Origin of the sequence: Flavobacterium sp. HJSW_4 (assembly GCF_042436695.1) — a bacterium.
Lineage (GTDB): Bacteria > Bacteroidota > Bacteroidia > Flavobacteriales > Flavobacteriaceae > Flavobacterium.
This window is the reverse complement of sequence record NZ_JBHNPP010000007.1, coordinates 56,354-82,643: the sequence shown is the minus strand read 5'-3', so window position 1 is coordinate 82,643 and position 26,290 is coordinate 56,354. Positions and strand designations below refer to the sequence as shown.

The 26,290-nt window shown below is 33.2% G+C and carries 28 protein-coding genes and 1 tRNA gene; 10 read left to right on the top strand and 19 right to left on the bottom strand.

Going from position 1 to position 26,290, the window contains the following annotated elements:
• Nucleotides 1–15: 15 nt before the first annotated feature.
• The 3 genes from ACE01P_RS08740 to ACE01P_RS08730 form a co-directional block, all read right to left on the bottom strand.
• A complete protein-coding gene (locus ACE01P_RS08740) occupies nucleotides 16–756 on the bottom strand; it encodes a hypothetical protein (protein WP_379696322.1) in 741 nt (246 codons plus the stop codon).
• A 179-nt stretch (nucleotides 757–935) separates the two neighbouring features.
• Nucleotides 936–1,277: a hypothetical protein gene (locus ACE01P_RS08735; protein WP_379696320.1), complete on the bottom strand. Its 342-nt coding sequence runs from the start codon at nucleotides 1,275–1,277 to the stop codon at nucleotides 936–938.
• Nucleotides 1,278–1,367: 90 nt separating this feature from the next.
• A complete protein-coding gene (locus ACE01P_RS08730) occupies nucleotides 1,368–2,312 on the bottom strand; it encodes a hypothetical protein (protein WP_379696317.1) in 945 nt (314 codons plus the stop codon).
• Nucleotides 2,313–2,503: 191 nt separating this feature from the next.
• On the opposite strand from ACE01P_RS08730, the gene ACE01P_RS08725 reads away from it, so the two are divergent.
• Entirely contained in the window at nucleotides 2,504–2,680 is a 177-nt protein-coding gene (locus ACE01P_RS08725) for a hypothetical protein (RefSeq protein ID WP_379696314.1), read from the top strand.
• A gap of 68 nt (nucleotides 2,681–2,748) precedes the next feature.
• Here ACE01P_RS08725 and ACE01P_RS08720 read toward each other — a convergent pair.
• Nucleotides 2,749–2,822, bottom strand: a tRNA-Ala gene (locus tag ACE01P_RS08720).
• Nucleotides 2,823–2,925: 103 nt separating this feature from the next.
• Here ACE01P_RS08720 and ACE01P_RS08715 point away from each other — a divergent pair.
• The 4 genes from ACE01P_RS08715 to ACE01P_RS08700 all read left to right on the top strand — a co-directional run bounded on the left by ACE01P_RS08715 (nucleotide 2,926) and on the right by ACE01P_RS08700 (nucleotide 5,260).
• On the top strand, nucleotides 2,926–3,690 hold the full coding sequence (locus ACE01P_RS08715) for an enoyl-CoA hydratase/isomerase family protein (RefSeq protein WP_379696311.1): 765 nt from the start codon (nucleotides 2,926–2,928) through the stop codon (nucleotides 3,688–3,690).
• A gap of 90 nt (nucleotides 3,691–3,780) precedes the next feature.
• Nucleotides 3,781–3,957, top strand: coding sequence for a hypothetical protein (locus ACE01P_RS08710; protein WP_379696308.1), 177 nt, complete (start codon nucleotides 3,781–3,783; stop codon nucleotides 3,955–3,957).
• 33 nt (nucleotides 3,958–3,990) lie between these two features.
• Complete coding sequence (locus ACE01P_RS08705) at nucleotides 3,991–4,443, top strand: 6-carboxytetrahydropterin synthase (protein ID WP_129746573.1); 453 nt, start codon at nucleotides 3,991–3,993, stop codon at nucleotides 4,441–4,443.
• A 73-nt stretch (nucleotides 4,444–4,516) separates the two neighbouring features.
• Complete coding sequence (locus ACE01P_RS08700) at nucleotides 4,517–5,260, top strand: UDP-2,3-diacylglucosamine diphosphatase (RefSeq protein ID WP_379696305.1); 744 nt, start codon at nucleotides 4,517–4,519, stop codon at nucleotides 5,258–5,260.
• A gap of 1 nt (nucleotide 5,261) precedes the next feature.
• On the opposite strand, the gene ACE01P_RS08695 is transcribed toward ACE01P_RS08700, so the two are convergent.
• From ACE01P_RS08695 to ACE01P_RS08650, 10 genes are all read right to left on the bottom strand, one after another.
• On the bottom strand, nucleotides 5,262–6,470 hold the full coding sequence (locus ACE01P_RS08695; protein WP_379696302.1) for a cytochrome c3 family protein: 1,209 nt from the start codon (nucleotides 6,468–6,470) through the stop codon (nucleotides 5,262–5,264).
• Between the two features lie 83 nt (nucleotides 6,471–6,553).
• Nucleotides 6,554–6,910, bottom strand: a complete 357-nt coding sequence (locus ACE01P_RS08690; RefSeq protein WP_111425144.1) for a hypothetical protein — start codon at nucleotides 6,908–6,910, stop codon at nucleotides 6,554–6,556.
• A gap of 103 nt (nucleotides 6,911–7,013) precedes the next feature.
• Entirely contained in the window at nucleotides 7,014–7,367 is a 354-nt protein-coding gene (locus ACE01P_RS08685; RefSeq protein WP_379696300.1) for a hypothetical protein, read from the bottom strand.
• Nucleotides 7,368–7,508: 141 nt separating this feature from the next.
• On the bottom strand, nucleotides 7,509–8,423 hold the full coding sequence (locus ACE01P_RS08680) for an alpha/beta fold hydrolase (protein ID WP_379696297.1): 915 nt from the start codon (nucleotides 8,421–8,423) through the stop codon (nucleotides 7,509–7,511).
• Between the two features lie 54 nt (nucleotides 8,424–8,477).
• Complete coding sequence (locus ACE01P_RS08675; RefSeq protein ID WP_379696295.1) at nucleotides 8,478–9,761, bottom strand: MFS transporter; 1,284 nt, start codon at nucleotides 9,759–9,761, stop codon at nucleotides 8,478–8,480.
• Nucleotides 9,748–11,451: a single-stranded-DNA-specific exonuclease RecJ gene (gene recJ, locus ACE01P_RS08670; protein WP_379696292.1), complete on the bottom strand. Its 1,704-nt coding sequence runs from the start codon at nucleotides 11,449–11,451 to the stop codon at nucleotides 9,748–9,750. The genes ACE01P_RS08675 and recJ overlap by 14 nt, the downstream gene beginning before the upstream one ends.
• 118 nt (nucleotides 11,452–11,569) lie before the next feature.
• Complete coding sequence (locus ACE01P_RS08665; protein ID WP_379696289.1) at nucleotides 11,570–11,914, bottom strand: HopJ type III effector protein; 345 nt, start codon at nucleotides 11,912–11,914, stop codon at nucleotides 11,570–11,572.
• Nucleotides 11,915–11,940: 26 nt separating this feature from the next.
• Nucleotides 11,941–12,351, bottom strand: coding sequence for a hypothetical protein (locus ACE01P_RS08660; RefSeq protein WP_379696287.1), 411 nt, complete (start codon nucleotides 12,349–12,351; stop codon nucleotides 11,941–11,943).
• A gap of 7 nt (nucleotides 12,352–12,358) precedes the next feature.
• Entirely contained in the window at nucleotides 12,359–13,075 is a 717-nt protein-coding gene (rsmI, locus tag ACE01P_RS08655; protein WP_379696284.1) for a 16S rRNA (cytidine(1402)-2'-O)-methyltransferase, read from the bottom strand.
• 48 nt (nucleotides 13,076–13,123) lie between these two features.
• On the bottom strand, nucleotides 13,124–14,152 hold the full coding sequence (locus tag ACE01P_RS08650; RefSeq protein WP_379696281.1) for a hypothetical protein: 1,029 nt from the start codon (nucleotides 14,150–14,152) through the stop codon (nucleotides 13,124–13,126).
• A 236-nt stretch (nucleotides 14,153–14,388) separates the two neighbouring features.
• Here ACE01P_RS08650 and ACE01P_RS08645 point away from each other — a divergent pair, with 236 nt between their 5' ends.
• The gene (locus ACE01P_RS08645) at nucleotides 14,389–14,979 is read left to right on the top strand and encodes a thymidine kinase (protein ID WP_095928508.1); all 591 of its coding nucleotides are present in this window, start codon (nucleotides 14,389–14,391) and stop codon (nucleotides 14,977–14,979) included.
• A 43-nt stretch (nucleotides 14,980–15,022) separates the two neighbouring features.
• Nucleotides 15,023–15,442, top strand: coding sequence for a hypothetical protein (locus tag ACE01P_RS08640; RefSeq protein ID WP_379696278.1), 420 nt, complete (start codon nucleotides 15,023–15,025; stop codon nucleotides 15,440–15,442).
• A 61-nt stretch (nucleotides 15,443–15,503) separates the two neighbouring features.
• Here ACE01P_RS08640 and rpoN read toward each other — a convergent pair whose 3' ends face one another.
• From rpoN to ACE01P_RS08615, 5 genes are all read right to left on the bottom strand, one after another.
• Nucleotides 15,504–16,964, bottom strand: a complete 1,461-nt coding sequence (gene rpoN / locus ACE01P_RS08635) for an RNA polymerase factor sigma-54 (protein WP_379696275.1) — start codon at nucleotides 16,962–16,964, stop codon at nucleotides 15,504–15,506.
• A gap of 80 nt (nucleotides 16,965–17,044) precedes the next feature.
• Nucleotides 17,045–17,440, bottom strand: coding sequence for a GxxExxY protein (locus ACE01P_RS08630; RefSeq protein ID WP_379696273.1), 396 nt, complete (start codon nucleotides 17,438–17,440; stop codon nucleotides 17,045–17,047).
• 168 nt (nucleotides 17,441–17,608) lie between these two features.
• Entirely contained in the window at nucleotides 17,609–19,054 is a 1,446-nt protein-coding gene (asnS, locus tag ACE01P_RS08625; protein WP_281231660.1) for an asparagine--tRNA ligase, read from the bottom strand.
• Between the two features lie 233 nt (nucleotides 19,055–19,287).
• Nucleotides 19,288–19,770, bottom strand: a complete 483-nt coding sequence (locus ACE01P_RS08620) for a hypothetical protein (protein ID WP_379696270.1) — start codon at nucleotides 19,768–19,770, stop codon at nucleotides 19,288–19,290.
• 54 nt (nucleotides 19,771–19,824) lie between these two features.
• Entirely contained in the window at nucleotides 19,825–22,191 is a 2,367-nt protein-coding gene (locus ACE01P_RS08615) for an RND family transporter (RefSeq protein ID WP_379696267.1), read from the bottom strand.
• 221 nt (nucleotides 22,192–22,412) lie between these two features.
• On the opposite strand from ACE01P_RS08615, the gene ACE01P_RS08610 reads away from it, so the two are divergent.
• The 3 genes from ACE01P_RS08610 (at nucleotide 22,413) to ACE01P_RS08600 (ending at nucleotide 26,244) form a co-directional block, all read left to right on the top strand.
• Nucleotides 22,413–23,174, top strand: a complete 762-nt coding sequence (locus tag ACE01P_RS08610) for a sensor histidine kinase (protein ID WP_379696264.1) — start codon at nucleotides 22,413–22,415, stop codon at nucleotides 23,172–23,174.
• Nucleotides 23,137–23,856 carry a LytR/AlgR family response regulator transcription factor gene (locus ACE01P_RS08605; protein WP_379696261.1) on the top strand — a complete coding sequence of 240 codons (720 nt, stop codon included), beginning with the start codon at nucleotides 23,137–23,139 and terminating at the stop codon, nucleotides 23,854–23,856. Before ACE01P_RS08610 ends, ACE01P_RS08605 begins: the two co-directional genes overlap by 38 nt.
• 117 nt (nucleotides 23,857–23,973) lie before the next feature.
• Nucleotides 23,974–26,244 carry a cation:proton antiporter gene (locus ACE01P_RS08600; protein ID WP_379696258.1) on the top strand — a complete coding sequence of 757 codons (2,271 nt, stop codon included), beginning with the start codon at nucleotides 23,974–23,976 and terminating at the stop codon, nucleotides 26,242–26,244.
• Nucleotides 26,245–26,290: the final 46 nt, after the last annotated feature.

The following is a 26,290-nucleotide window of genomic DNA, read 5'->3' as shown; positions in this document are numbered from 1 at the left end:
AGTTTGAATGGTTTTCTATTTTGTTATCCGTTTGTATTCTGTTATTGATATTTTGGTATTCAGATAATTGTCTGAAAAATTAAGCCCCTGATTACATTTATAAACTAGGATATTATTTTTTACGTCAATTTCGCAATAAGGAGCATGATGATCACTGTTTTCTGCAGGCAGAATTAATTTACTGCCTTTTATGAAAGCTTTATAAGCATCGATGTTTTCTTTTTTATCTAGATCGCCTGTCCAACCGTTTACAGTTGCGTAATCGAATCCTTCTTCAAAATAAAAAGTGACATAAAGATTTTCGTCTTCATTGTACCAAGTTCCGCCGTATTTTCTGTTTAGTTCACTGGCATCAGGTTTTTGATCTATAATTTTTCCCGTCTTTTTATCGAATGTAAGAGTTTTGTTTGGGCCTCCGTAAAAAAGTGTAAGTGTTAGCGTACTGTCGGTTTCTCTTTTAAAAATGATGTCTTTCGCCGTTCTGATTTTAATATCGAAATTATCGCTCATAATTTGTGAATCGGTGCATTTGAAGATTCTCTTTTCTATCAAGCCATTCTTTTCCATTACTTCAAGCCAAGGCGGAGTCATAGCACTGTATTCTACGATTTGCGCTCGATATTTTTCATTGAGATTTTTATTTGCCATTAATCCCAGCGGCGTAGTCGAAAGCAATATGGCATAAAAAGGAATCATCATTGGAATAATGCTAAATGCTAAAGTCAATAGTAGAGCTGCCAAAAGAAGTTTGGCCATGATTTTTTTCCAAAAAACGACAATTATTACGAAGCTCATAAAAAGCCACAGCCAAAATAAAGTGACATCACTGTAATAGCCTCTCAGACTTATTTCTTTGAAATAATAAAAGAAACAGTTTAAGCCAAAAATTAGGCTGATAATCAGATATAATCTTAGCGTTATTCTTTTGTTCGGACTCATATTTTCTTTGAAATATAATTTAAACCAAATATTGTAGCGATGGATAAAACTAGAATAGGAAAGAAAGACAATGAAAGCACGTACAATATTTCTTCTCTAAAAAGATAAGTGCTCCATGCTGATTCACGATCTACAAAAATGCTGTGATTCCAGAAAAACCAAACGAGAATTAAGAATACTAATTCGAGTGTTATTTTCAGATATGTTTTTTTTATAAAAGTAAACGCCAGAAAAAGAATCGTTAGAACAATAGTCGTAAGCGTAGCAATTATATAAGCATCCTCAGAAAACGAACTATCTGGATCTCCAGCTGATAATTTGTCAGAAAAACTTCCCATAGACCAATAGATTTCTATTAAGGTAGAAATGTAAATTAGTATAGGTATTATCAGGAGGTTTTTTAAAAAGCGAAGTAAAGCAGTATTCATTTAGTTGCAGTTATTGAAAATCTCTTCTTTCGACGGATTTGATTTGTTGCTTTGAAGATTGATTTCTTCAATCTTGTTTTCTTTAAGAAGGTTCTTGAAAATGCAGTAGTTTTCAAAGTTTTTATTTGAAAAGAAATACAGTATTTTCATTTTTTTTAAATTAGGGAAAGATATATTTCCGTTGATGATTTTGTTTTCATTTAAAGCAAAATATCCATTTACAGTTTCTAATTTTTCTAAAGTTATAGAAGTCAATGCTTCAGAATATTCAACGCTGAAATTTTCATTTACAGTCTGAAGATTTTTAAAACAATTTAAGGTTGTGATATCGCTATTCATAATCATAACCGTTTGAATTTCTTTAATCTGATTGAATCCGTCGATGGTTTTAAGACCTGAATTTCCTATGAAAAATATTTTTTCTGCTTTAATAAGATTATTAAAACCGGCAATTCGAACTAAAGGGCTTTGGCTGTATTTTCCGCTGTTATTTCCAAAAGTAATATCGCCATTGACAGAAATTAATTTATTAAATCCGTCAATTTGCTTTAAATCACATCCTGAAATAGTAAAATTTCCGTTTACTTTTTCAAGATTCATTAAACCTTCAATAGACTGAAGATTTTTAAGTTTGAGTATTAAAAGCTCTCCATTGATTTTCTTAATGCTTGAAAGCGCATTCAAGTTCTGAATTTCTTCTGATAAATCTAACGACAATGTATCGCCAATGCTTAAATTTCCATTGATGTAGCTGTAATTGTTTTTTCCGAAAGCATCAATCTCTTTTTGCGTTTTTAAATTGATGTTTCCTTTAAAAACTTTATCTGTTTTCATGATTTCTAAATTCAACTTTTCTTTATTTTGATTTGAAACTCCAGAATTTTGCGCTGAAATGACAAATGAATTTAGAATTACAAAAACTAGAATTGGAATGAATCGTTTCATGAATTTTTATTGGAGAGAATTTGATTTGGCTTGGATCTGATTCCTACAAAAATATAAAACCTTTATTAAAGAAATATCTTTCAAAAGTTTTATCTCTGAAAAAAACCAGATTTGGCTTGAAAAAATAATGCTTAACCTTTTGATAATATGCTGAATACTTTAAATTTTTATTTTTAATCAAAATTTAAGCTATGGACATTAATTGGAATATAATTGGAGTTGTCGCGATTTTGGTTCTTGTTTTGGTTGTATTGACGATCAGAAAAAATCTGCGTGAAAAAAAGAAATTAGAAAATTTGCTAAACAACGATTTCAAAAAAGCAGAGAAAACAGATGTTGATGCTGATGATGCAGCAAATGAAAAATAAATTGAAATGATATTTCAAAAAAAGAAAAACCCTTGTAAAAACTAAATTTACAAGGGTTTTTCATTTTGTGGAGAATATCGGATTCGAACCGATCGCCTCTACGCTGCCAGCGTAGCGCTCTAGCCAAATGAGCTAATCCCCCAAAGCATTAACAAATAAAGTCAAATAATCCTCAAAAAACAAATTTGGCAGCTTTCGGGATAAATATTTATCAAAAGCGTAACTTTACCTTAAATCTAATTTTTATGAGTTTAGAAAACGCAAATGGAAGTCTAGAAACTTCCTTTCAAAATACGATTGCAACGGTACAATTTGGGCATCCAGCGAGTAATTCTTTTCCGCGTGAATTATTAGATCGCCTTACTTCAGAAATAAATTCTTTGAGTCGAGATGAAAATGTTTCAGTGATTATTTTGAAAAGCGAAGGCGCTAAAACATTTTGCTCAGGAGCTTCTTTTGATGAACTTTTGAAAGTGAAAAATGAAGAGCAAGGAGTTGAATTCTTCTCCGGTTTTGCTCATTTATTAAATGCAATGCGAAATTGTAATAAAATTATAATTGGCCGCGTGCAAGGAAAAGCAGTCGGTGGTGGGGTCGGAATTATTTCGGCTTGTGATTATGTTTTTGCAACTCATCAAAGTGATATTAAATTATCAGAATTGGCAATTGGAATTGGGCCATTTGTAATTGAACCAGCAGTTTCGAGAAAAATCGGAAAAACGGCAATGACACAAATGACATTAGCGGCTCACGAATGGAAATCGGCAGATTGGGCTTTTGAAAAAGGATTATTTTCTGTTTTATGCGAAGCTGAAAATCTAGATACTGAGGTAGAAAGTTTTGCTTTAAAATTAAGTTCGTATAATCCTGAAGCTTTACATGAAATGAAAAAGATTATTTGGGAAGGAACTGAAACTTGGGAATCGCTTCTTTTTGAACGTGCAGCAATTACAGGAAAATTGGTTTTGTCTGATTTCAGCAGAAATGCTTTGTTTCAGTTTAAAAAATAGGTATGATATAAGTCATTGATTTTAGACAAATAGTAACATAGTTTTGAAAAATATTTTAAAATCAATTCGTCACTATATAAATTATTAAACATGACTATTATTTCGTTACTCCAAAAAGTAGACATTACAGAGAAAATTAAAGATGCTCCAGATAGCGGTTATGAAATTGGCGTTGTCATCGGATCTTTTATTCCGTTCCTAATTTTGGGCGGAATTGCTTTGTGGATGTATAACAGAGCTAAAAAAAGAGACAAAAACGGTTATTAATTTGTAAATTTGCAAGCTTAAAATTAAAAATCGATGAGTAATATCAGAATTACAAAACAATTTAGCTTCGAAACTGGCCACGCTTTGTACGGTTACGACGGAAAATGCAAGAACGTTCACGGACACAGTTATAAATTATCGGTAACGGTTATTGGTTCACCAATTACAGACCGATCGAATGTAAAGTTCGGAATGGTGATTGACTTTTCTGATCTAAAGAAAATTGTAAAAGAAGAAATCGTCGATCAATTTGATCATGCAACTGTTTTCAATCAGACAACGCCGCATGTTGAATTGGCTGCAGAATTGAAAAACCGCGGACATCATGTAATTTTAGTAGATTATCAGCCAACAAGCGAAAATATGGTGGTAGATTTTGCTGAAAGAATTGTAGCAAGACTTCCAGAAGGAATTTCTCTTTTCTCATTAAAACTTCAGGAAACAGAATCTTCTTTTGCAGAATGGTACGCAAGTGATAATCTTTAATTAAGTCAAAAAGTCGAAAGTCAAAAGTGAAATGTTTTTGCATCTCACATCTCACAATTCACATCTCACAATAATGAAAAAAATATATTTTGCTTCAGATCAGCATTTTGGTGCGCCAACTCCTGAATTGAGTTTACCGCGCGAAAAGAAATTTGTAGCTTGGTTAGATGAGGTTAAAGAAGATGCTGAAGCGATTTTTTTGCTTGGAGATTTATTTGATTTCTGGTTTGAATATAAAACGGTTGTCCCGAAAGGTTTTGTGCGTATTTTAGGCAAGCTGGCTGAAATTCGCGACAGCGGAATTCCAATTTATTTCTTTGTCGGAAATCATGATCTTTGGATGAATGATTATTTTGAAACCGAATTGAATATTCCGGTTTATCACGATAATGCAGCATTTACTTTTAACGGAAAAACCTTTTTAATTGGTCACGGCGACGGAAAAGGTCCTGGCGATAAAGGCTATAAAAGAATGAAAAAGGTTTTTACAAATCCATTTTCAAAATGGCTTTTCCGCTGGTTGCATCCAGACGTTGGCGTAAGTTTAGCGCAATATTTATCAGTTAAAAATAAATTGATTTCTGGTGATGAAGATGTGAAGTTTTTGGGAGAAGAAAACGAATGGCTGGTTTTATACGCTAAGCGAAAACTCGAAACCCAACATTACAATTATTTTATTTTCGGACACCGCCATTTGCCAATGATTATTCCTGTTGGCGAAGATTCTAATTATGTAAACCTAGGCGATTGGATCGGCTATTTTACGTATGGTGTTTTTGACGGGGAAAAATTTGAACTAAAGAAATTCGAAAAATAATTTACTTTTTCACACTCGGATAAATTCCGATTTTGTGTGTTCTCAAGATATAGTTAGACAATTGCTTGCTATTTGAAAGCTGAAAATTAATAGCATTTGAAGCTTGTTTCGGCATATGGCATTCTACACAATTGCTGGCCAATAATTTCTCAGGCATTGTTTTTAACGTGGTTTCATTATGTTTTAAACCTTGATGACAGCTCATACAGATTTTAGAGTATGAAGCCATGTTTTTAGAAGCATTTTCATGCGGATTATGACAAGTAATGCAATCCATTTTTTGACTGTTGAAACATTTGCTCTGCGCCATTAAACGAAACTGATTTCCATGAACATCAAATTTTGCAGTATCGGTAATGCTTTTCGTTTCACGAAAGAACTCCGATAAATTATCTCCAGGCTTAAATTCAAAACGCGATTTTAATTTCATACCGTCGTTTCCTGCGTGACATAAAGCACAGGCATCGAGTTTTTGCTGTCTGTTTAACGTTTTAAAGCTAGTAATGCTGTTGGCAACTTTTACGTTTGGATTTTTTAAATGAAATTCAACATGTTTTTTCGCTGGACCGTGGCAGCGTTCGCAATCAATTCCGTAAACAATAGTTTTTTTATTGATTATGTCTTCGACCTCCATAGACATAAAATTTCTATCTGTAGAATTTTGGTTAACGGTTCTAGAACTAATATTTGAGCTGTGGCAAGAATAGCAATCTTTCACCACCATACGGTCAAAATACGGTTTGTCGGCAGGAAAACCTGGACTTGTTGCCCAATTGTTTATAGAATGATAAAATGAAACTGGAAGCTCGTATGTATTATTGTTTTTCCAATAAACAGAAGTTTGCGCGTGCTTGGTTCCAAATACAATTTCAAATTTATAGCGAGCTGTTTCTTTTCCATTTTTATATAAAACTTGATACAAACTGTCGCCATCTTTTTCCATGACCAGTTTGGTGTCTTTATCGTAAATGAAAGTGTGATTTTTAGAATCGAAATCGCCAGAAACGTTTCCTAAAATAGCTGGTGCTGTTGCTTTAAAGTGCGAACTTTTGAATGCCATTTCAGATTGCATTTTATGACATTGTATACAACTCTCAGATCCCGCATAATCGGTTCCGCGCGGATCAATATATTCTTCAGATTTGTTATTGCAACTGACAAAAAGAATTGCCAGAAGTGTTACAGTTAGTAGAAATACAGCTTTTTTCATTGCTGTAAATATACTTTTTTTTGAATTGAATCAAAATATATTTCAATAATGAAAAAAAGACGTTAAAAAATTTAGAATGTTTCTTAATTCATGCCAACTCCGTAAACATATTCATCTAGTTCGATTTTGAACAAAGAGCCTTCAACTAAATCCTTAATCGATTTTAGTTCGGTCATATTTACAGCTAAATCTATCGAATTGCATGGCGTTTTCAATAAAAATTTATGGCAAGAGTATTTCATTTCGCATGCTTCACAACAAGCGTTTTCAATCATGCTATCTTCAATCAAATCACAAAAATGATTCAATTCCTGAACTGTAAAATAAAAACCAGTTTCCTTAAAAACCAATTGCACTTTGTCTGAAATTGTAGTGTTGTGATCTTTCCAGTAAAAAGCTATGCCAAAGTTATTATGATATATTTGTTCAATTTCTCTCATCGTAATCCTTTTATTTCAACAAATATAAATATTATTTATATTAATTCTAAATAAAAAAATCTTAAAAATTTGAAAAAAAGTTCAATTTAGTAAAACCATTATTTTAGTTTAAACCAGAACCGTAAATATATTCATTGAGATTAAGTCGAAATAACGAACCATCAACCAAGTCTTTTATAGAATTTAATTCCATCGGTGATATTTCTAAATCTATAGCAACATAGGGTGTTTTCAATAAAAATTTATCGAAGGCGCGTTTTACACCATGCATATAATCATTGTGATCTGTAACGCAGTCTTCAATTAAATCGTGAAATTCATTTAATTCTTGAGCGGAAAAGTAAAATCCCATTTGTTTAAAAAGTAACTGAATTTTATCTGATATAATTTCGTTGCCTTCTTTCCAATAAAATGAAATTCCAAAATCGTTGCGGTATATCTGTTCTATGTCCTTCATGACATTTTTTTTAGGCCACAAAGATACGGAGTCTTTGTATTAATACTTGATTAATAAAAGCATAAAAAAAAGCTAAAAATCATCATTAGTAATTTGATTTTTAGCTGTTTACCGTTGTGTTTTTTTAGTAAAATAAAATCCTTATTTCAGCCAATTTTTTAAGTTTGAAAGAAAGGCTGCCTGTTGGTCAACAAATAAATAATGTGAACAATTATCAAGAAAGGCAAAGTGTTTCTCACCCGTTATCGTTTTCATAGAATTGATTTGTGCCGATGAAAAAACGCCATCCTCTTTTCCGTAAATTCCATAAATAGGAACCCCAGCAGCTTTGATTTTCTTTAAAAAAGGTCTGCTGTCGATATTGTTTAGTTTTTCATTTTGATAAAAAACTAAAGGCGCGTTTTTATTTCGAATATTCGTTTTATAAAATTCTCCAGCTTCGTAGTCGGCGTATAGCTTTTTAGATTCGACAGTTGGATTTGGCATTTTAAAAAAGCCATTTTCTCCTGCAAGTTCATAACATCCTTTTCGGTATTCAGCAGAATTTTTATTTAGATTTTCTACAATACTGATTTTCTTCAATTGTTCAGAATCATTGTTGTACTTTTTCTTCAACGTATTTAAAATATGATCATATGTTTCTTGTTGAGAAAACAAAGCGCCAGCCAAAACCAAAGCACTCACATTTTGCGGATATTTATTGGTATAAAGCGTAGCAACCAAACCGCCAAAACTGTGTGAAAGAAGAACAGCTTTCTTTAAATGATATTTTTTATAAATAGAATTTATATCCTGAAAAGCTTCTTCAAACGTAAATTTTGCATCAGGATCTGTAGATCTTCCTTCGCCTCTTCGATCATAAGCAATGACATAAAAACCTAAATCTGCTAGTTTTTGAGCCGTTGTTCCTTCAAACAAAGTTGCATTGCCGCTTGGTCCGCCATGAATGAAAATTATGGTTTTATTCTTTTCGTTTCCGTAGGTTTTAATGTAAAGATTTTGTCCATTCGCGAAAAGCGAAATAGTTAGAAATAAAACGGTTACTAATAATTTCATTTATAGAGATTGAAATTCTTTGATAAACTTATATGACTTATATGGTTTAATTATTTACTCCAATTTATGGTGTTCGTCCATATCTCTTTTTAGATCTAAATTTCTAAAAGTAGGAGATTTTAAAGCAGTAAAAATTACAGTTAAAAGCGTAACACTTCCTCCAAAAACAACAGAAGTAACAGCTCCCATTAATTTTGCAGTTGCGCCACTTTCAAAAGCACCTAATTCGTTAGAAGATCCAACAAAAATAGAGTTTACCGCACCAACGCGCCCACGCATATGATCTGGCGTTTTAAGTTGCAAAATAGTCTGACGAATTACTACGGAAATTCCATCAGCCAATCCGCTTAAAAATAAGGCGAAAACAGAAAGCCAGAAATAAGTTGATAATCCAAACAAGATGATGGATAGTCCGAAAATAAAAATGGCGATTAAGAGTTTCTTTCCTGCATTTTCATACAAAGGTACGTAAGCAGAAACCAACATCGTAATAAAAGCACCGACAGCAGGAGCGGCTCTTAAAATTCCGAAACCTTCAGATCCCACTTTCAAAATGTCTTGCGCGAAAACGGGCAATAATGCAACAGCACCTCCAAAAAGTACCGCAATCATGTCAAGAGATAATGCACCAAGAACAATTTTGTTTTTAAAGACAAATGTTAAACCTTCCATAAGGCTATCTTTCATAGATTCACCCATCTTCGGATTTATAATCGGTTTTTGACTGATTTGTGATAAGGCAATTAACGAAAGAATGGAGAATCCGAAAACCAAACACATTGACCAGTGAACGCCAATCCAGTTAATAGAAAAACCAGCCAACGCAGGTCCCATAACGGCTCCAATTTGCCAAACCGAACTACTCCAAGTTGCAGCATTTGGGTATACTTTTTTAGGAATGATTAATGACAGAAGCGAGAAAATAGTTGGTCCCATAAAAGAACGAACGATTCCTCCAAAAAATACTAAAGCATAAATCGAATACAAAATAACATGCGTAGACCAACCTCCAACTACTTTTGGCCAAGTCAATAAGAAAAGTCCAAAACTAATTACTGAAAACCCAAAAATACATTTCACCAATAAACTTTTCTTTTCTCTTCGATCTACAATATGTCCTGCAAATAAAGACATGGAAACAGCTGGAATAATTTCCATTAAACCAATAATTCCTAGAGAAAGCGGATTTTTAGTTAAACTGTAAACTTCCCATTCAATTACAATAAACTGCATTGACCAGGCAAAAACCATCGCAAAACGCAATAATAAAAAGATGTTGAATTCTTTATAACGAAGCGCCTGATACGGATCTGGCTTACTTGATTTAATTTCTTCCATTTGTTCTAATGTCTTTCAGCATAAGCTGTGTTGAAACAGTTCCGTTCCATTCATTTTCGGCAATGCAATACGCCAATTGAAACGGATTTTGATTTTTTACAATATTTAATTTTTTTCCTAATCCGAAACCTATTGCAGCGATTCCGTCAGAATTATGTTGTTTGGCAAAAAGCCTCAAATGTTCTTCTTCTGCACCCAAAGTTTTAGCGTAACCTGTATCAATCGCATTTTCAGTCATAAAAACAGGTGTCATGTTCTGAGGTCCAAAAGGTTCGAATTGTTTTAAAATTCGAATTAATTTTGGTGTTATATCAGAGAAATTGATTTCGGCATCGATCTCAATTTCTGGAGTAAGCATTTCTGGTAAAATCGTTTCTGAAACTTGTTTTTCGAAAGCATCTTTAAAAGGCTGATAGTTTTCTGCTTTTAAGGTCATTCCTGCAGCGTACATGTGGCCTCCAAATTGTTCCAAATGTTCGGCACAGGCGTCTAATGCATTATAAACATCAAATCCTTTTACAGATCGGGCAGAGGCAGCATATTTGTCGCCACTTTTAGTGAAAACTAAAGTCGGACGATAATACGTTTCAATCAATCTTGAAGCTACAATTCCGATTACGCCTTTGTGCCAATCTTCTTGAAAAACAACGGTCGAAAAACGTTCTTCTTCCTTGTTTTCTATAATCTGTTGAAAAGCTTCTTTAGTAATTTTTTTATCTAAATCTTTTCGGTCTGCGTTATATTGTTCAATTTCTGAAGCAAATTGCTGTGCTTGCTCAAAGTCGAATTCAGTTAATAATTCAACGGCATGATTGCCATGTTTGATTCTTCCCGCAGCATTAATTCTTGGCGAAATAATAAAAACGACATCCGTAATATCGAGAACTTTCTTTTTTACTTGATGCGTTAAGGCTTTAATTCCAGGTCTTGGTTCGCTGTTAATGACTTTCAATCCGAAATGTGCTAAAACACGATTTTCTCCTGTAATCGGAACAATATCGGCGGCAATTGCAGTGGCGACCAAATCCAAATACGAAACTAAATCTTCAGTAGTTTCATTTCTATTTTGACCCAAAGCCTGAATCAATTTAAAACCAACTCCGCAACCGCACAATTCGTCGTAAGGGTAGGAGCAGTCTTCTCTTTTTGGATCCAAAACGGCAACAGCATCCGGAAGAAATTCTCCAGGACGGTGGTGGTCGCAAACAATAAAATCAATGTTTTTTGCTTTCGCGTAAGCGATATGATCAATCGATTTGATTCCGCAATCGAGAGCAATAATTAAAGAAATTCCGTTGTCGTCTGCGTAGTCAATTCCTTTATACGAAATGCCATAACCTTCGTCATAACGATCGGGAATGTAAGTGGCAACGTGAGGATAATGCGATTTTAAATACGAAGAAACCAAAGAAACAGCAGTCGTTCCGTCAACATCATAATCTCCAAAAACCAAAATATTTTCTTGATTTTCAATTGCTTCTTCAATTCGAGCAACGGCTTTGTCCATATCTTTCATCAAATACGGATCATGCAGATGTTCTAAAGATGGACGGAAGAAATTCTTCGCTTCATCAAAAGTTTCAATTCCTCGCTGAATCAAAAGTGTCGCTACAAAATCTTCTACATTTAGAGCTTGTGCCAAATGTTTGACTTTTTCTTCAGAAGGTTTTGGTTTTAATGTCCAGCGCATAATTGATTTTAGATTTTAGAGTGTTGATTTTAGATTTTTGATTTGCTATATATGATCTTAAAGTACTTGATTTTAAGATCTGAAATCAAAAATCGTTAATCAAAAATCTTAAATATAATTATTTTGCTTCTAGAGCATTTCCTTCAAACTGAATTCCATCCCAACCTAAGTTGATGAAATTTCTAATGTTCTGGTGATTCGTTCCGCTTGGATCGCCTAAAACTTCTTCAAAATAAAAAGCTCCAAAACAAGCTAATGTTTCTTCTTTGCTTAAGTTTTGCAATTTTGCGAAAGAAAACAATTTGCAAGAACCTGAATTTTCGCCTGCTGCGTTATGTTGTGTTCCGTTTTGAAAAGCTGTTGGAGTAAAGTTGTAATTTTCTTCAATTACTGCAATAGTTTCAGGAAATGTGATTTGTGTTGGAGTTTGTTTTACTTTTTCTAAAAAGGCTTGAATGCTCATATTATGGGTTTGTTTTTTAGATTAATTTAAAGGTTTTTATTACCTATTTCAATTAACTCCTGCTTAGAGTATTGAAAAGATTGTTTGCCTTCTTTTTTTAGATATATTCTAACAATTATATCATTATAATCAACTTTATTTTTTGAAAGATGTTTTCTAAGTAAAAGAGCAATTTTGTCTGAATGGAATTTTAAATTTTCTTTTTCTTCTTTCAATAGATCACTATTAAAAATGTCTATTTCATAATTCTTTTCATCAGAATTAATATAAAGTTTAATTGGTCTGGTGGTAAGTGTTTCTGGATTATATAAGTGTCCAATTTCTTGAATTCCTTGATCATTAAACTCTTTATTATCAGGTTTTATTTCATTGTCTTTTTTCTTTTCATTACAAGAAAAAAATACAATTAATAATAAGAAATAAATTGTTTTGCGCATAAATACTTTAATCTTCATCCTTAGAAAACTTACTTTTCTTCGGTTCTTTTGTTATTGTTTTTCCTGCAACCACCACAACGATTTCTCCTCTTGGTGCTATTTTTTCAAAATGTGCTAAAACTTCTTTAGCAGTTCCGCGGACGTTTTCTTCGTGCATTTTTGATAATTCGCGTGAAACGCAAACTTGTCTGTCTTCTCCAAAATACTGAACAAACTCACTTAAAGTCTTAACTAATTTATGTGGAGAAACGTATAAAATCATGGTTCTGGTTTCTTCGGCTAAAGCCAAAAAGCGAGTCTGGCGCCCTTTTTTATCAGGAAGGAAACCTTCAAAAACAAATTTATCATTTGGAAGTCCGCTGTTTACTAGGGCGGGAACAAAAGCCGTTGCTCCAGGAAGACATTCTACCTCGATTTTATTTTCGACGCAAGCGCGCGTCAATAAAAATCCAGGATCTGAAATGGCTGGAGTTCCAGCGTCTGAAATTAAAGCGATGGTTTCGCCAGCTTTCAAACGCGCAATTAAATTCTCAGTTGTTTTATGTTCGTTGTGCATATGATGACTGTGCATGTGCGTGCCAATTTCAAAATGCTTCAACAATTTACCGCTTGTGCGCGTGTCTTCCGCCAAAATCAAATCGACTTCTTTCAAAACCCGAATGGCTCTAAAAGTCATGTCTTCAAGATTGCCAATTGGCGTTGGAACGATATATAATTTTGACATATTTTTTATTCGTGAAAATGTGAAATGTGAGTTGTGAAAAATGAAATGTTACAAGAATTTTTTCTCGATAATTCCCATAAAACGATCTGCGTAATCGTCTTTTCCTTCCCAATTATTATAATCAGGTTTTACCATGTTTTCAATAAAATCTTTTACTTCTGCATACGAGTCAAAAGTTAATAATTGGTTCAAAACACGGCTATAATCTTCTGTGCTGTTGCCAAAAAGATTTTTAGTAAAAGCAATTCTGTCATTCAAATCAATATGAAAACCTCTTGCTAGTTTATCATTCAAACTAACCGATTTTGGTTGAGCAGGAGTTTCAAGAATGGCAGTTTCTATTTTTTTAGTTTCTTTAAAATCATTGATTGAAGGCGTTTGAACTGGCGGAACAGCCTCGAAACTGTCTACTTTTACAAACTGCGCATCAGCATAATTAATTCCAAAATCCTCAAATTGGATAGTTGGAGTTGAAGTTGCTGGAGTTTCTGCTTTTGGTTCTTCTTTAACTTCGTCTTTGATTTCTTCTACTTCTAATTCAAAAGCAGGTTTGAAATCCGGAATTGGTTTCAATTCACTGATAGTTGTAAACGAAAGATCATCAATAGGTTTTTCCGTTTCTTCTACCTTTTCAGCAATTGGCTCAATAATTTCTTCAACAACCGCTTCTTCAATTTCAGCAGCGATTGGTTCAGGAGTTTCTTCGATTATTGGTTCTGCGACTTCAACAATTGGTTCGACAGTTTCAACAATTTCTGCTGGTTTTTCTTCTGAAATTTCAGGCTCGTAAGATTCTTCAAGTGCAATTACTTTCTCTGGAGTTGGAGCTTCATTTTCAATTATTGCAGGAATAATTTCTTCTCCTTTTACGAAAATGGTTTCCAATTCAGAAGCAATATCACTTTGTCCGATTGTTGGTTTTGCAGAATCGAAATTCTCTTCAACAAATTTTAATACTGCTAATTTCTCGTATAATTTCTGAGTTTCAAGGTACAATTGATTGATATCGGATTTGTTTTTAAGTTTCAAAATTCGATGCGCAATGCTGATTAAATCAGCTTCCAATTTTTTTTTCATAACTGTTGAAAATTATAGTGAATAAGGTATTTTAGTGTATTTGATGTCTGAATGTCTCTATTATCAAGGAAATTCAAAAGATAATTTTTTATTTCTGTTAATACGCTTTCGCGAATTTAAGGTTTGATAAAAATTTTCTACTTTTGAAAAAATGTAAAACAGCACATTTTTACATCAATTTATTGCCAGTACAAAGTAATAAAAACTATTCATTTTTAAAGGTAGAAAAATACAAAATGTTTCTCGAAAATACAGTAAATCACAAAGAACAATTTGGTTGGATTGAAGTTATTTGTGGATCAATGTTTTCGGGTAAAACCGAAGAGCTGATCCGTAGATTAAAGCGCGCCCAATTTGCCAAACAAAGAGTCGAAATCTTTAAACCTGCTATTGATACCCGTTATCATGACGAAATGGTCGTGTCTCATGATGCCAACGAAATTCGTTCTACACCCGTTCCTGCGGCAGCTAACATATTGATTTTAGCTCAAGGTTGCGATGTAATTGGTATTGATGAAGCTCAGTTTTTTGATGATGAAATTATTACCGTTTGCAATGATTTAGCAAATCAAGGAATTCGTGTAATTGTGGCTGGTTTGGATATGGATTTTAAAGGAAATCCGTTTGGTCCAATGCCAGGACTTATGGCTACTGCAGAATATGTAACGAAAGTTCACGCCGTTTGCACGCGAACTGGAAACTTAGCCAATTATAGTTTTAGAAAAACTGCCAATGATAAATTGGTTATGCTTGGTGAAACCGAAGAATACGAGCCACTTAGCCGTGCAGCGTATTTTAATGCTATGAAAAAGAATCAGGAAAAATAAATTTAAATTCCATTTATAAAGCCTTTTAATAAAAATACAAAGTATGAGAAAACAGAATATTTTATTGTTGATATTGATTGGAATTGCGGTTGCTTTAGTGGCATATTTTCAGTTTTATCTTGACAAAAATGCTGATGAAGTAAATAATGAAGTTAAAGAACTAGTTGCAAAATATAATAAAAGCTGCCCGTTAAATATTCAAGAGGGAATGCGTTTAGATAGCGTGAGTCTTCCAGAAGGAAGAGTAGTTCAGTACAATTTGACATTATTGAATGTTGCAAAAGAAACTGCTGAGGTAAATGTGATAAAAGAAGAAATTGAAAAAAGTCTTATCAGTACAGCAAAAGCAAATCCAGGCTTAAAAGTTTTTAGAGATAACGATTATGATTTGATTTATCATTACAGCGATAAAAAGAAAGCATTTTTATTTGATGTGAAGATTCAGCCAGATCAATACAAATAAAATTAAAAGTAAAAAGAAACCCGACAGATTTTAAATTTGTCGGGTTTTTTATTTGTGAAAATTAAATTTTCTTTCTCATTCTAGCTACCGGAATATCAAGTTGTTCACGGTATTTAGCAATTGTTCTTCTAGCAATTGGATAACCTTTTTCTTTTAAGATTTCAGCCAATTGATCGTCTGGAAGCGGTTTTCTCTTATCTTCTTCCTCAATTGTATTTTGAAGAATTTTTTTGATTTCTAAAGTCGAAACATCTTCTCCCTGATCATTTTTCATGGCTTCAGAGAAGAATTCTTTAATCAGTTTTGTTCCGTATGGTGTTTCAACATATTTGCTGTTGGCCACACGTGAAATTGTCGAAATATCCAAACCAACCATATCCGCAATATCTTTTAAGATCATTGGTTTTAGTTTGGTTTCGTCACCATCTAAGAAATATTCTTCTTGATAATGCATAATTGCATTCATTGTTACAAAAAGTGTTTCCTGACGCTGTCTGATCGCATCGATAAACCATTTTGCAGAATCCAGTTTTTGTTTGATAAACTGAACTGCATCTTTCTGTGCAGTCGATTTATCACGAGATTCTTTATACGTCTGCATCATTTCTTGATAATCTTTAGAAACGTGCAAAGAAGGAGCGTTACGACCGTTTAAAGTCAATTCTAACTCGCCATCTACAATTCTGATGGCAAAGTCTGGAACGATATTCTCCGTTACTTTGTTGTTTCCTGTAAAAGAACCACCTGGTTTCGGATTCAAACGTTCAATTTCGTGAATGGCTTTTTTAAGCTGTTCGTTCGAAATGCTATATTTCTGTAATAATTTGTCGTAATGTTTCTTCGTAAAAGCATCAAACTGATTTTCTATAATGTCAATCGCTAAATCAACATATTCAGTTGGTGTTTTGTGTTTTAATTGCAATAATAAACATTCCTGCAAGTCACGCGCGCCAACTCCTGAAGGTTCTAATTCGTGAATTACAGTCATCATTTTTTCGACCATTGCTTCATCAGTGTAAATTCCCTGAGTAAAAGCCATGTCGTCAACAATGTCTGGAATGCTTCTGCGGATGTAACCCATGTCGTCAATACTTCCTACTAAGAATTCAGCGATTTCGCGCTCTTCTTCATTCAAAATAAAAGTATTCAACTGATTGATTAAATCCTGGTGAAAACTAATCGGAGCCGCAAAAGGAGTTTCGCGTTCCTCGTCATCACTATAATTATTTACCTGAGTTTTGTAATCAGGCGTATCGTCGTCGCTTAAGTATTCGTCAATATTAATATCGTCTGCTTCGATTCTGTCAGATTCTGCATCATCGTAATCGTCGTAGTCTTCATTAGCGTAATCATCAGCTTCGTATTCTTCTTCTTTTCCAGCTTCAAGTGCTGGATTTTCGTTCATTTCTTCTAATAAACGTTGTTCAAAAGCTTGCGTAGGCAATTGAATTAACTTCATCAGCTGAATTTGCTGTGGAGATAATTTTTGGGATAATTTTAAATTTAAAAATTGCTTTAGCATAATAAGGCGCTATTTTTTAGCCACTAAGGCGCGAAGGCGCTAAGTTTTTTATTTTTTTGCCCAAGGGCTTTTGTTAAACTTTAAAACACTCTCTTTGTGTTTATGAATCTTCTTATGCCACTTTTAATTAGTGGCACATTAAAATTAATTAAGTAACCTAAATCTTTGTCTAGTAATTTTAACTGACTTATAATTTGTGCTTCCCAAACCGGATTAATTTGTTCAACTGCTTTTATTTCTATGATTATAGAATCCTCGATCAATAAATCTAATCTTAATCCCTCAGTAAATACAATTCCGTCATAAACGATCGGAATATCAACTTGACGTTTTACATCTAGACCAGCTTTAGCGATTTCATGAGCTAAACAAACTTCATAAACTCTTTCTAATAATCCAGGACCAAGTTGTTTGTGAACTTTGAATGCAGCGTTTATAATTATTTTTCCAATTTCTTCTATTCTTTCAGAGAGCATGTTTTTTTGGTTTTGCCACGAAGGCACAAAGACGCGAATTTGATTTAATAAAAATACAGCATTGACTTTTTTGTGTCTTCGTGGTATTTTTATTTCAATTTTTAATTAAGCAAAATTTTTAAAATAAACTTTGCGTCTTTGTGCCTTTGTGGCAATGAACCTTATATGTTAAAATTCCGCGCTTCCAGGAGTTCTTGGGAAAGGAATTACGTCTCTAATGTTTGTCATTCCTGTTACAAACAATACTAAACGCTCAAATCCTAAACCGAAACCTGCGTGTGTTGCAGAACCGAATCTTCTGGTGTCTAAGTACCAGTATAATTCTTCTTTATCAATTCCAAGAGCTTCCATTTTCTGAACTAGAACATCGTAACGCTCTTCTCTTTCAGAACCACCAACGATTTCTCCAATTCCAGGGAAAAGGATGTCCATTGCGCGAACTGTTTCTCTTCCTGGTTCTGTGTTGTCATTCAAACGCATGTAAAACGCTTTAATGTTTGCTGGGTAATCGTATAAAATTACCGGACATTTAAAGTGTTTTTCTACTAAATAACGCTCGTGTTCTGATTGTAAATCAGCTCCCCATTCTGTGATAAGGTATTGGAATTTCTTCTTTTTATTTGGAGTTGAATCTCTTAAAATGTCAATTGCTTCAGTATAAGAAACACGTTTGAAGTTGTTCTCTAAAACGAAGTTTAGTTTTTCCAACAACGCCATTTCGCTTCTTTCTGCTTGTGGTTTTGATTTTTCTTCTTCTAAAAGTCTTCCTTCTAAGAAAGCCAAATCATCTTTACAGTTGTCTAAAGCATATTTAATTACATACTGAATAAAATCTTCAGCCAAATCCATGTTGTCATCAAGGTCGTTGAAAGCAACTTCAGGCTCGATCATCCAGAATTCTGCCAAGTGACGAGAAGTGTTTGAGTTTTCTGCTCTAAACGTTGGTCCAAAAGTATAAATCTGACCCAAAGCCATGGCGAAAGTTTCACCTTCTAATTGTCCAGAAACTGTCAAGTTTGTATGTTTTCCAAAGAAATCTTTTTTGAAATCAATGTTTCCTTCTTCATTTTTAGGAAGATTGTCAAGTGGCAAAGATGTTACTTGGAACATTTCTCCAGCACCTTCAGCATCAGCTCCAGTAATGATTGGCGTGTTTACATACACGAAACCTTTTTGTTGGAAATAGCTGTGAACCGCATAAGACAATACCGAACGCACACGCATAATTGCTCCAAAAGCATTTGTACGTACACGCAAGTGAGCGTTTTCACGTAAAAATTCTAAAGAGTGTTTTTTAGGTTGCATTGGGAATTTTTCAGCATCAGAATCTCCAAGAATTTCAAGTTTGTTAACCTGAATTTCGTATTTCTGACCAGCACCTTTACTTTCAACTAAAGTTCCAATTACAGAAACTGCAGCTCCAGTAGTGATTCTTTTTAAAGTTTCTTCTGGTGTATTTTCAAAATCAACAACACATTGAATATTATTAATTGTAGAACCGTCATTTAAAGCGATGAACTGATTATTTCTAAAAGTTCTCACCCAACCTTTTGCATTCACTTCCTGTAACGTCGTCGTACTGTTTAATAAGTCTCTAACTTTTGTGTGTTTCATTTTTATATATAATTGATATTAAGTAATATTCATTTTGAACAACTGCAAATATAATCGATAATAATTAATTTGAGAAGTTGAATTTTTTATAGGTTTGTTTTATGTCCATTTTTGTCATTTCGACGAAGGAGAAATCTTCGTAAGAAACTTGACAAAGTTATAATTACTATGCGGAACTACTTGCGGAGATTTCTCATCCATAGAAATGATAAGATTATGGAAATATCGGTATGCTATTGGACTATAATCTCAAATATTTCAGTAAATTTCTTTTCTAAATTTCTCCTTTTTCTTTTAGGGATCCATCGTGTTAAAAGTATTGAAAGGACAACGAACAAATTAAAGATTACATATACTTGTAAAGGAACTTCTTCTTGGCTGATAAATACTGAGTTGAACAATATAAATGCAACAAGCGGATAATATTTTAGCCAAATTGTCTGGAATTTATGTGTCGGTTCAATATTGTAATTGATGTGTAATGTTCTGTTAACTGTTTTATAATTGCCTTTAATAATGAAAAATGATGGAGAAACAGTTGAATTCGTTGTTAAACGAAATGTTGAATCATCAAAATTTCCATAAAAAGGCTTTGAAAAATCTCTAAATATTCTGAATAAACTAAAAGGACTAATTAATTTAAGTTTTGGATTTCCAATTACCGTATTTTCTTTAATTTGATTTCTAAACTCAATTAAACTCAGTTTTGATCTCATTTGTTATCGAAATTAATTCGCGTCAATTCGTGAAATTCGTGGCAAAAAAAAACTCTACTTCTGCAAATTCTCCAAATCCTCTTTCTTCGTTTTCTTCTTTTCGAAAGTTAAAACCAACGATGGTAAAACTACCAAGTTAGCAAACATCGCAAAAACCAAAGTACAAGAAATTAATCCTCCTAAAGCAATTGTTCCGCTGAAACTTGATAAAGTGAATGTTGCAAAACCTAAAATCAAAACGATAGAAGTGTAGAAAGTACTTACTCCAGTTTCTCTTAAAGCGCTGAAAACAGATTTTTTTACTTTTCCTTTATTTTGAGTCAATTCATCTTTGTATTTCGCCATAAACTGAATGGCATTATCTACCGAGATTCCGAAAGCGATACTAAATACCAAAATCGTTGACGGTTTTAACGGAATTCCGAAATAACCCATTAATCCAGAAGTAATACAAAGCGGTAAAATATTCGTAATCAAAGAAGCCAATACCATTTTGAAAGAACGGAATAAATACAGCATCAAAATTGCAATAGTTGCAATCGCAAAAAGCAACGATTCGATTAAGTTGTGCGCCAAATAAGTTGTTCCTTTTTGGAAAACCAATGCTTTTCCTGTAATCGTAACTTCAAAACGGTCTTTCGGGAAAATTTCGTCAATTTTTTTGCGAAGTTTTCCTTCTACTTTCGCCATTTCATCTGTTCCGATATCTTTCATGAAAGTTGTAATTCTAGCATATTGTCCAGTCGAATCAACGTAAGCTTTCATTAAGTTTTCCTTACTGTTTTTAGTCGCATTTTTAGCATAGCTCAAAATAAAAGTTTGCTCTTGCGAAGTCGGTAATTGGTAATATTCTGGGTTTCCGTTGTAGAAAGCCTGTTTAGAATATTTCACCAAATTTACCACAGAAACTGGTTTTGCCAATTCTGGAATTTCAGCAATTGTACTCTGCAATTCATCCATTTTACGAATTGTCGAAGCCTTCATAACACCTTTTTTCTTTTTGGTGTCGACCATAATTTCAAGAGGCATTACTCCGTTAAATTCCTTTTCGTAAAATAAAATATCTTTAAAGAAAGAAGCGCTTTTTGGCATTTCACCAATCAAACTTCCCGAAACTTTCATTTGTCTAACTCCATTCAAACTCACGATAAACAGAACAGCATAAATGCAATAAACGATCGTTTTTTTGCCTTTAACGATAGTTGTAACTGTGTTTAAAAGTGTCGAAATGTAAGTTTTGTCTAAGTGATATAAGTGTTTTGCTTTTGGCAACGGCATAAAACTGTAAATAATCGGCACGATAAAAAGTGTCAAAGTATAAACAGAAAGCACGTTGATAGAAGTTACCAATCCGAATTCAAACAGCAATTCGTTTCCTGTAATCATCAAAGTTGCAAAACCAATTGCAGCCGTTAAATTGGTCATGAAAGTCGAATGTCCAATTTTTGAAATAACACGCTGTAATGCTTTTGCCTGATTGTTATGAATTTTTATTTCCTGCTGATATTTATTAATCAAGAAAATACAGTTTGTAATTCCGATTACGATAATCAGCGGCGGAATGATAGCTGTTAAAATTGTGATTTTATATCCGAATAATCCAAGTGTTCCAAAAGACCACGTTACGCCGACAATTAAAATAACAACCGAAATAAAAGTTGCTCTAAACGAACGGAAAAAGAAAAAGAAAATCAATGAAACTGTCAATAAAGATGCTCCAATGAAAAGTCCGATTTCGCCTTTCATATTGTCAGCATTGATCGTTCTGATGTACGGCATTCCCGAAACTTTCAAATCAATTCCAGTTGTTTTTTCGAATTTATTGATTTTAGGAACTAGATTTTCAAGAATAAAAGTCTTTCTGTTGGCAGTATTCACCAAATTTTTGTTGATGTAAACTGCAGAACGAATACTTCCGCTTTCTTTGTTGAATAAAAGACCTTCGTAAAAAGGCAAATTATTGAATAATTCGTGCTGAATTCTTTTTAAATAATCAGGATCTAGAACTTTACTTTGGTCAATGAAAGGTGCTAAAACAAATTTTTCGTTAACCGTATCTTTTTCCAGTTTTTTCAAATCGTTTAAAGAAACTACCAAATCAACTTCTTTAGATTTTTTCAAACCTGTCATCATTTCATTCCAAGCGGCGTAGTTTTTTGGAGTAAAGAATTTTGGATCTTTAAAACCAATAACGATAAGATTTCCTTCCTCGCCAAACTTATCTAGGAATTTTTGATAATCCTTGTTCGCAATATGATCTTTCGGAAGCAAGTTAGCTTCTGTATAAGTCATGGCAAGATTTTTCCACTGATAACCGAAGAAAAGGGTTAAAACAGAAAGTATAACCAGAATCGTAATTCTGTTTTTAAGTATAATTCGGGCTAACTTTTCCCAAAATCCAACTTTAATAGCGTTTTTCATAACATCTTTAAAAAATGGATGCAAATGTAGTGAAAAGTGCTCGAAATCATAAATATTCCGTTCTATTTTACTTTATGTTAACACAAAATACCACATCTTTAAAAATAGGATAATTTACATGCTTTTTGCCGTTTAGTCGTCAGCTTTTGCCATATTTGCAATTAATTTACAATCAAAAAAAACGGTTATTGTAATTTGAAATAAAAAATAAACAGGCAACGATGCAACAAAATAATACTACAACTTTCATTTTTCTAGCCATTCTTTTGCTTTTAATTGTCATCATTTGCTTCATGATTTATCAATTAATGCAAACCAAAAAAGCAAAAGACGATGCCGAAAAAAGTTTTTATACTTTAGAATCTAAGGTCAACGATTTGCAGTTGGAAAATTTAGAATCGAAACTAAATCCGCATTTGTTTAAGAATATTCTAAATTCGATTCAGTCGCATGCATATCAGACTTATTTTGCTTTGGATAAGCTGGCGAATGTTTTGGATTATATTTTATACGAAAGCAAAAAGAAATTCGTAACAGCAAAAGAAGAAATTGATTTTGCATTGAATTTAATCGAAATCAATAAAATCAAAATCAGTCCGCTTTTTGAGTTGAAAGTAAAAACCAATATCAACGAAGAAGATAAATTGTACGATCAGCCTTTGCTTGCGCCATTAATTTCGATTGATTTAATTGAAAATGCTTTTAAACACGCCGATCTTCAAAGCGCAGATGCTTTTATTTCGGTAGTTTTTGAATTTAAAAACAATGCTTTTTTTATGACGGTTTCAAATAAAATCTCAGATAAAAAAGTGCTGAAAAAGGAACGAAGCGGTTTTGGCCATGCAACGCTTGAGCACCGTCTTCGCATTATTTATAAGAATAATTTCAAACTTGATAGGTTTATAGAAAACGATGTTTATATTGCCCATCTAAAAATTGATTTACTTGAATACAAAACTGAAATGCTTGCTGCTGGACGATGAACTTCCAGGATTGACTTACCTAAAAATGCTTTGCGAACAAATTCCAGAATTGGAAATCGTAAAAACGTTTAATAATCCTGAAAAACTTTTGTCTGATTTTTCGAACCTTGATTTTGATCTATTGATTTCGGATATTGAAATGCCCGGAATTGACGGCCTGCATTTGGCTGAAAAATTGCAAGATAAATTGGTGATTTTTTGCACGGCGTATAAAGAATATGCAGCCGAAGCTTTTAATATTGATGCCGTAGATTATATTACAAAACCTGTAAAATTGGAGCGTTTGCAAAAAGCGATCGCCAAAGCTTTGGAGCGTTTTGAAAAATCAAATTCAGATAAAAAATTCATTCAGCTGAATACTGACAAAGGAAAAACGTTGCTGTATTTTAATAAAATTCAATACATAAAAACTGCCGCCAGCGATAGCCGAGATAAAACGGTTTTGCTTACTGATGGAAGTTTTTTGAATTTGAAAAATGTAAAATTCGATACACTTTTGAACGAATTGCCTGATGCCGATTTCTGCCGAGTTAATAAAAAAGAAATTGTGGCTGTGAAAGCAATTAAGTTTTTTAATCATAACGAAATTGTCCTGCATCATTTAGAAGAAAATAATAAAAATACCACGCTAATCTTAAGCGAAACCTATAGAGCTGATTTTTTAAAGAAAGTAAAACTTTAAAACTTATTACAATTTTTTCCCGACTTGTTACATGCGACTGAAATTAAAAAGTGAATTACTTTTTCACTAAATTCACAGTGCGGATATTTGCGTTAATTAAATCTAAAGAACGAGTTTATGAATAAAATTAGGAACTCTCTATTCTATGTAACGGTTATTGGTGGATTTACAGCGCTAATATATTGGGTAATTTCAAAAGGCGCATCATTAGAAGTGGGGCGCAATATTGTAAAGAAAAGTGTAGAAAGTAATCATTGGAAAGACTTTCTTCATTCGATGGTCGAAAATCTGCAGCATCCATTAGCTATTTTATTGGCGCAGATCGTAACCATCATTTTAGTTGCTCGTTTGTTTGGATGGTTTTTTAGAAAAATCGGACAGCCGTCGGTAATTGGTGAAATGATTGCTGGAATTGTTTTAGGACCTTCTTTGGTCGGAATGTATTTTCCAGAGTTTTCCGCAACTTTGTTTCCAGCAGCATCTTTAGGTAATTTACAGTTCTTAAGCCAAATCGGTTTAATTCTTTTCATGTTTGTCATCGGAATGGAATTGGATTTGAAAGTCCTAAAAAATAAAGCGCATGATGCCGTTGTAATCAGTCACGCTAGTATTGTAATTCCGTTTGCTTTAGGTTTATCATTAGCATTTTTTATTTATGAAACTTATGCCCCGCTGGGAGTAGAGTTTTCTTCTTTCGGATTATTTATGGGAATCGCCATGAGTATTACTGCTTTTCCGGTTTTGGCTAGAATAGTTCAAGAACGCGGTATGCAGAAAACAAAACTAGGAACCATTGCAATTACTTGCGCCGCTGCAGACGATATTACCGCTTGGTGTATTTTGGCCGTTGTTATTGCAATTGTAAAAGCGGGTTCGTTGGCAAGTTCTCTTTACGTAATCGGAATGGCGATTTTGTATGTGATTATCATGCTAAAAATCGTTCGTCCGTTCTTGAAAAGAGTAGGAGACTTAAATGCAACGCGCGAAAGTTTGAATAAACCAGTTGTTGCAATTTTCTTTATTACACTTTTAATTTCTGCTTATGCATCTGAGTTAATCGGAATCCACGCTTTGTTCGGAGCTTTTTTGGCTGGAGCGATTATGCCAGAAAACAATAAATTCAGAAATATATTTATCGAAAAAGTTGAAGACGTTTCGATCATTGTTCTTTTACCATTATTCTTCGTATTTACAGGTTTGCGTACACAAATCGGATTATTGAACGATCCTGAATTATGGAAAATTACAGGTTTGATTATTTTGGTTGCCGTAGTTGGTAAATTCTTCGGAAGTGCTTTGGCTGCCAAATTTATGGGACAAAACTGGAAAGACAGTTTAGCCATTGGAGCTTTAATGAACACGAGAGGTTTAATGGAACTCGTAGTTTTAAATATTGGTTATGATCTTGGAGTATTGTCAACCGAAATCTTTACTATGATGGTAATTATGGCATTGGTAACTACTTTTATGACTGGCCCGGCATTAGATTTTATTGGATTTATTTTCAAAGATAAAATTACAGCAGTTCAGCAAGAAATTGGAAGTAAAAGCAAATACAAGATTCTGCTTTCGTTTGCAACTCCAGAAAAAGGAAAAAAATTACTTCAAATCGCCAATAGTTTAGTTAAGAAACAAGGAGATAATTCTATCGTAACGGCAATGCATTTGTCTTTAAGTACCGAGGTGCATTCTTTTGATGTAAAAGAACATGAGCGCAAAATGCTGCTTCCGGTTGTGGAAGAATCGCAACGGTTAAATCAAAATATACTCAGTCTATTTAAGGTTTCGAATGATATAGATTCTGATATAATTGATACGGCAAATCAAGGAGAATATGATTTATTGCTGGTTGGTTTAGGACAATCTATTTTTGATGGGACTTTGCTTGGAAAAATTCTTGGATTTACCACTAGAATTGTAAATCCAGATCGTTTGATTGATAAGTTTACAGGAAAAGAAGGATTGTTTGAAAATTCTCCTTTTGATGAAAGAACGCGTCATATTATTACAAAATCTAAAATGCCGGTCGGAATTTTTATTGATAAAAATTTTGAAGAAGTCAATCAAGTTTTAATGCCTGTTTTTAGCAAAGAAGATGCTTTTTTAATTGAGTATGCTAAAAAACTAATCAATAATAATGGCTCTCAGATTACGGTTTTAGATGCCGGTGGAGAAGTGAAAAACAATCGTGAAATTCAGGAAACGATTCGTTCTATTGAGCAAATTGCACCAAATCACATTATGATTATGAATGATCGGACTCTGAAAAAAGAATTTTTAGAGAGTCAAGATTTAATGATTATCAGCTTAGATAGCTGGAAAAAATTGATAGAATCTCAAAGCATTTGGTTGAATAATTCGCCTTCAGTTTTGATTCTTAAACCATAAAGATTTAAAATTTCAATAAAAATAAAATCCCAAATTCCAATTGATT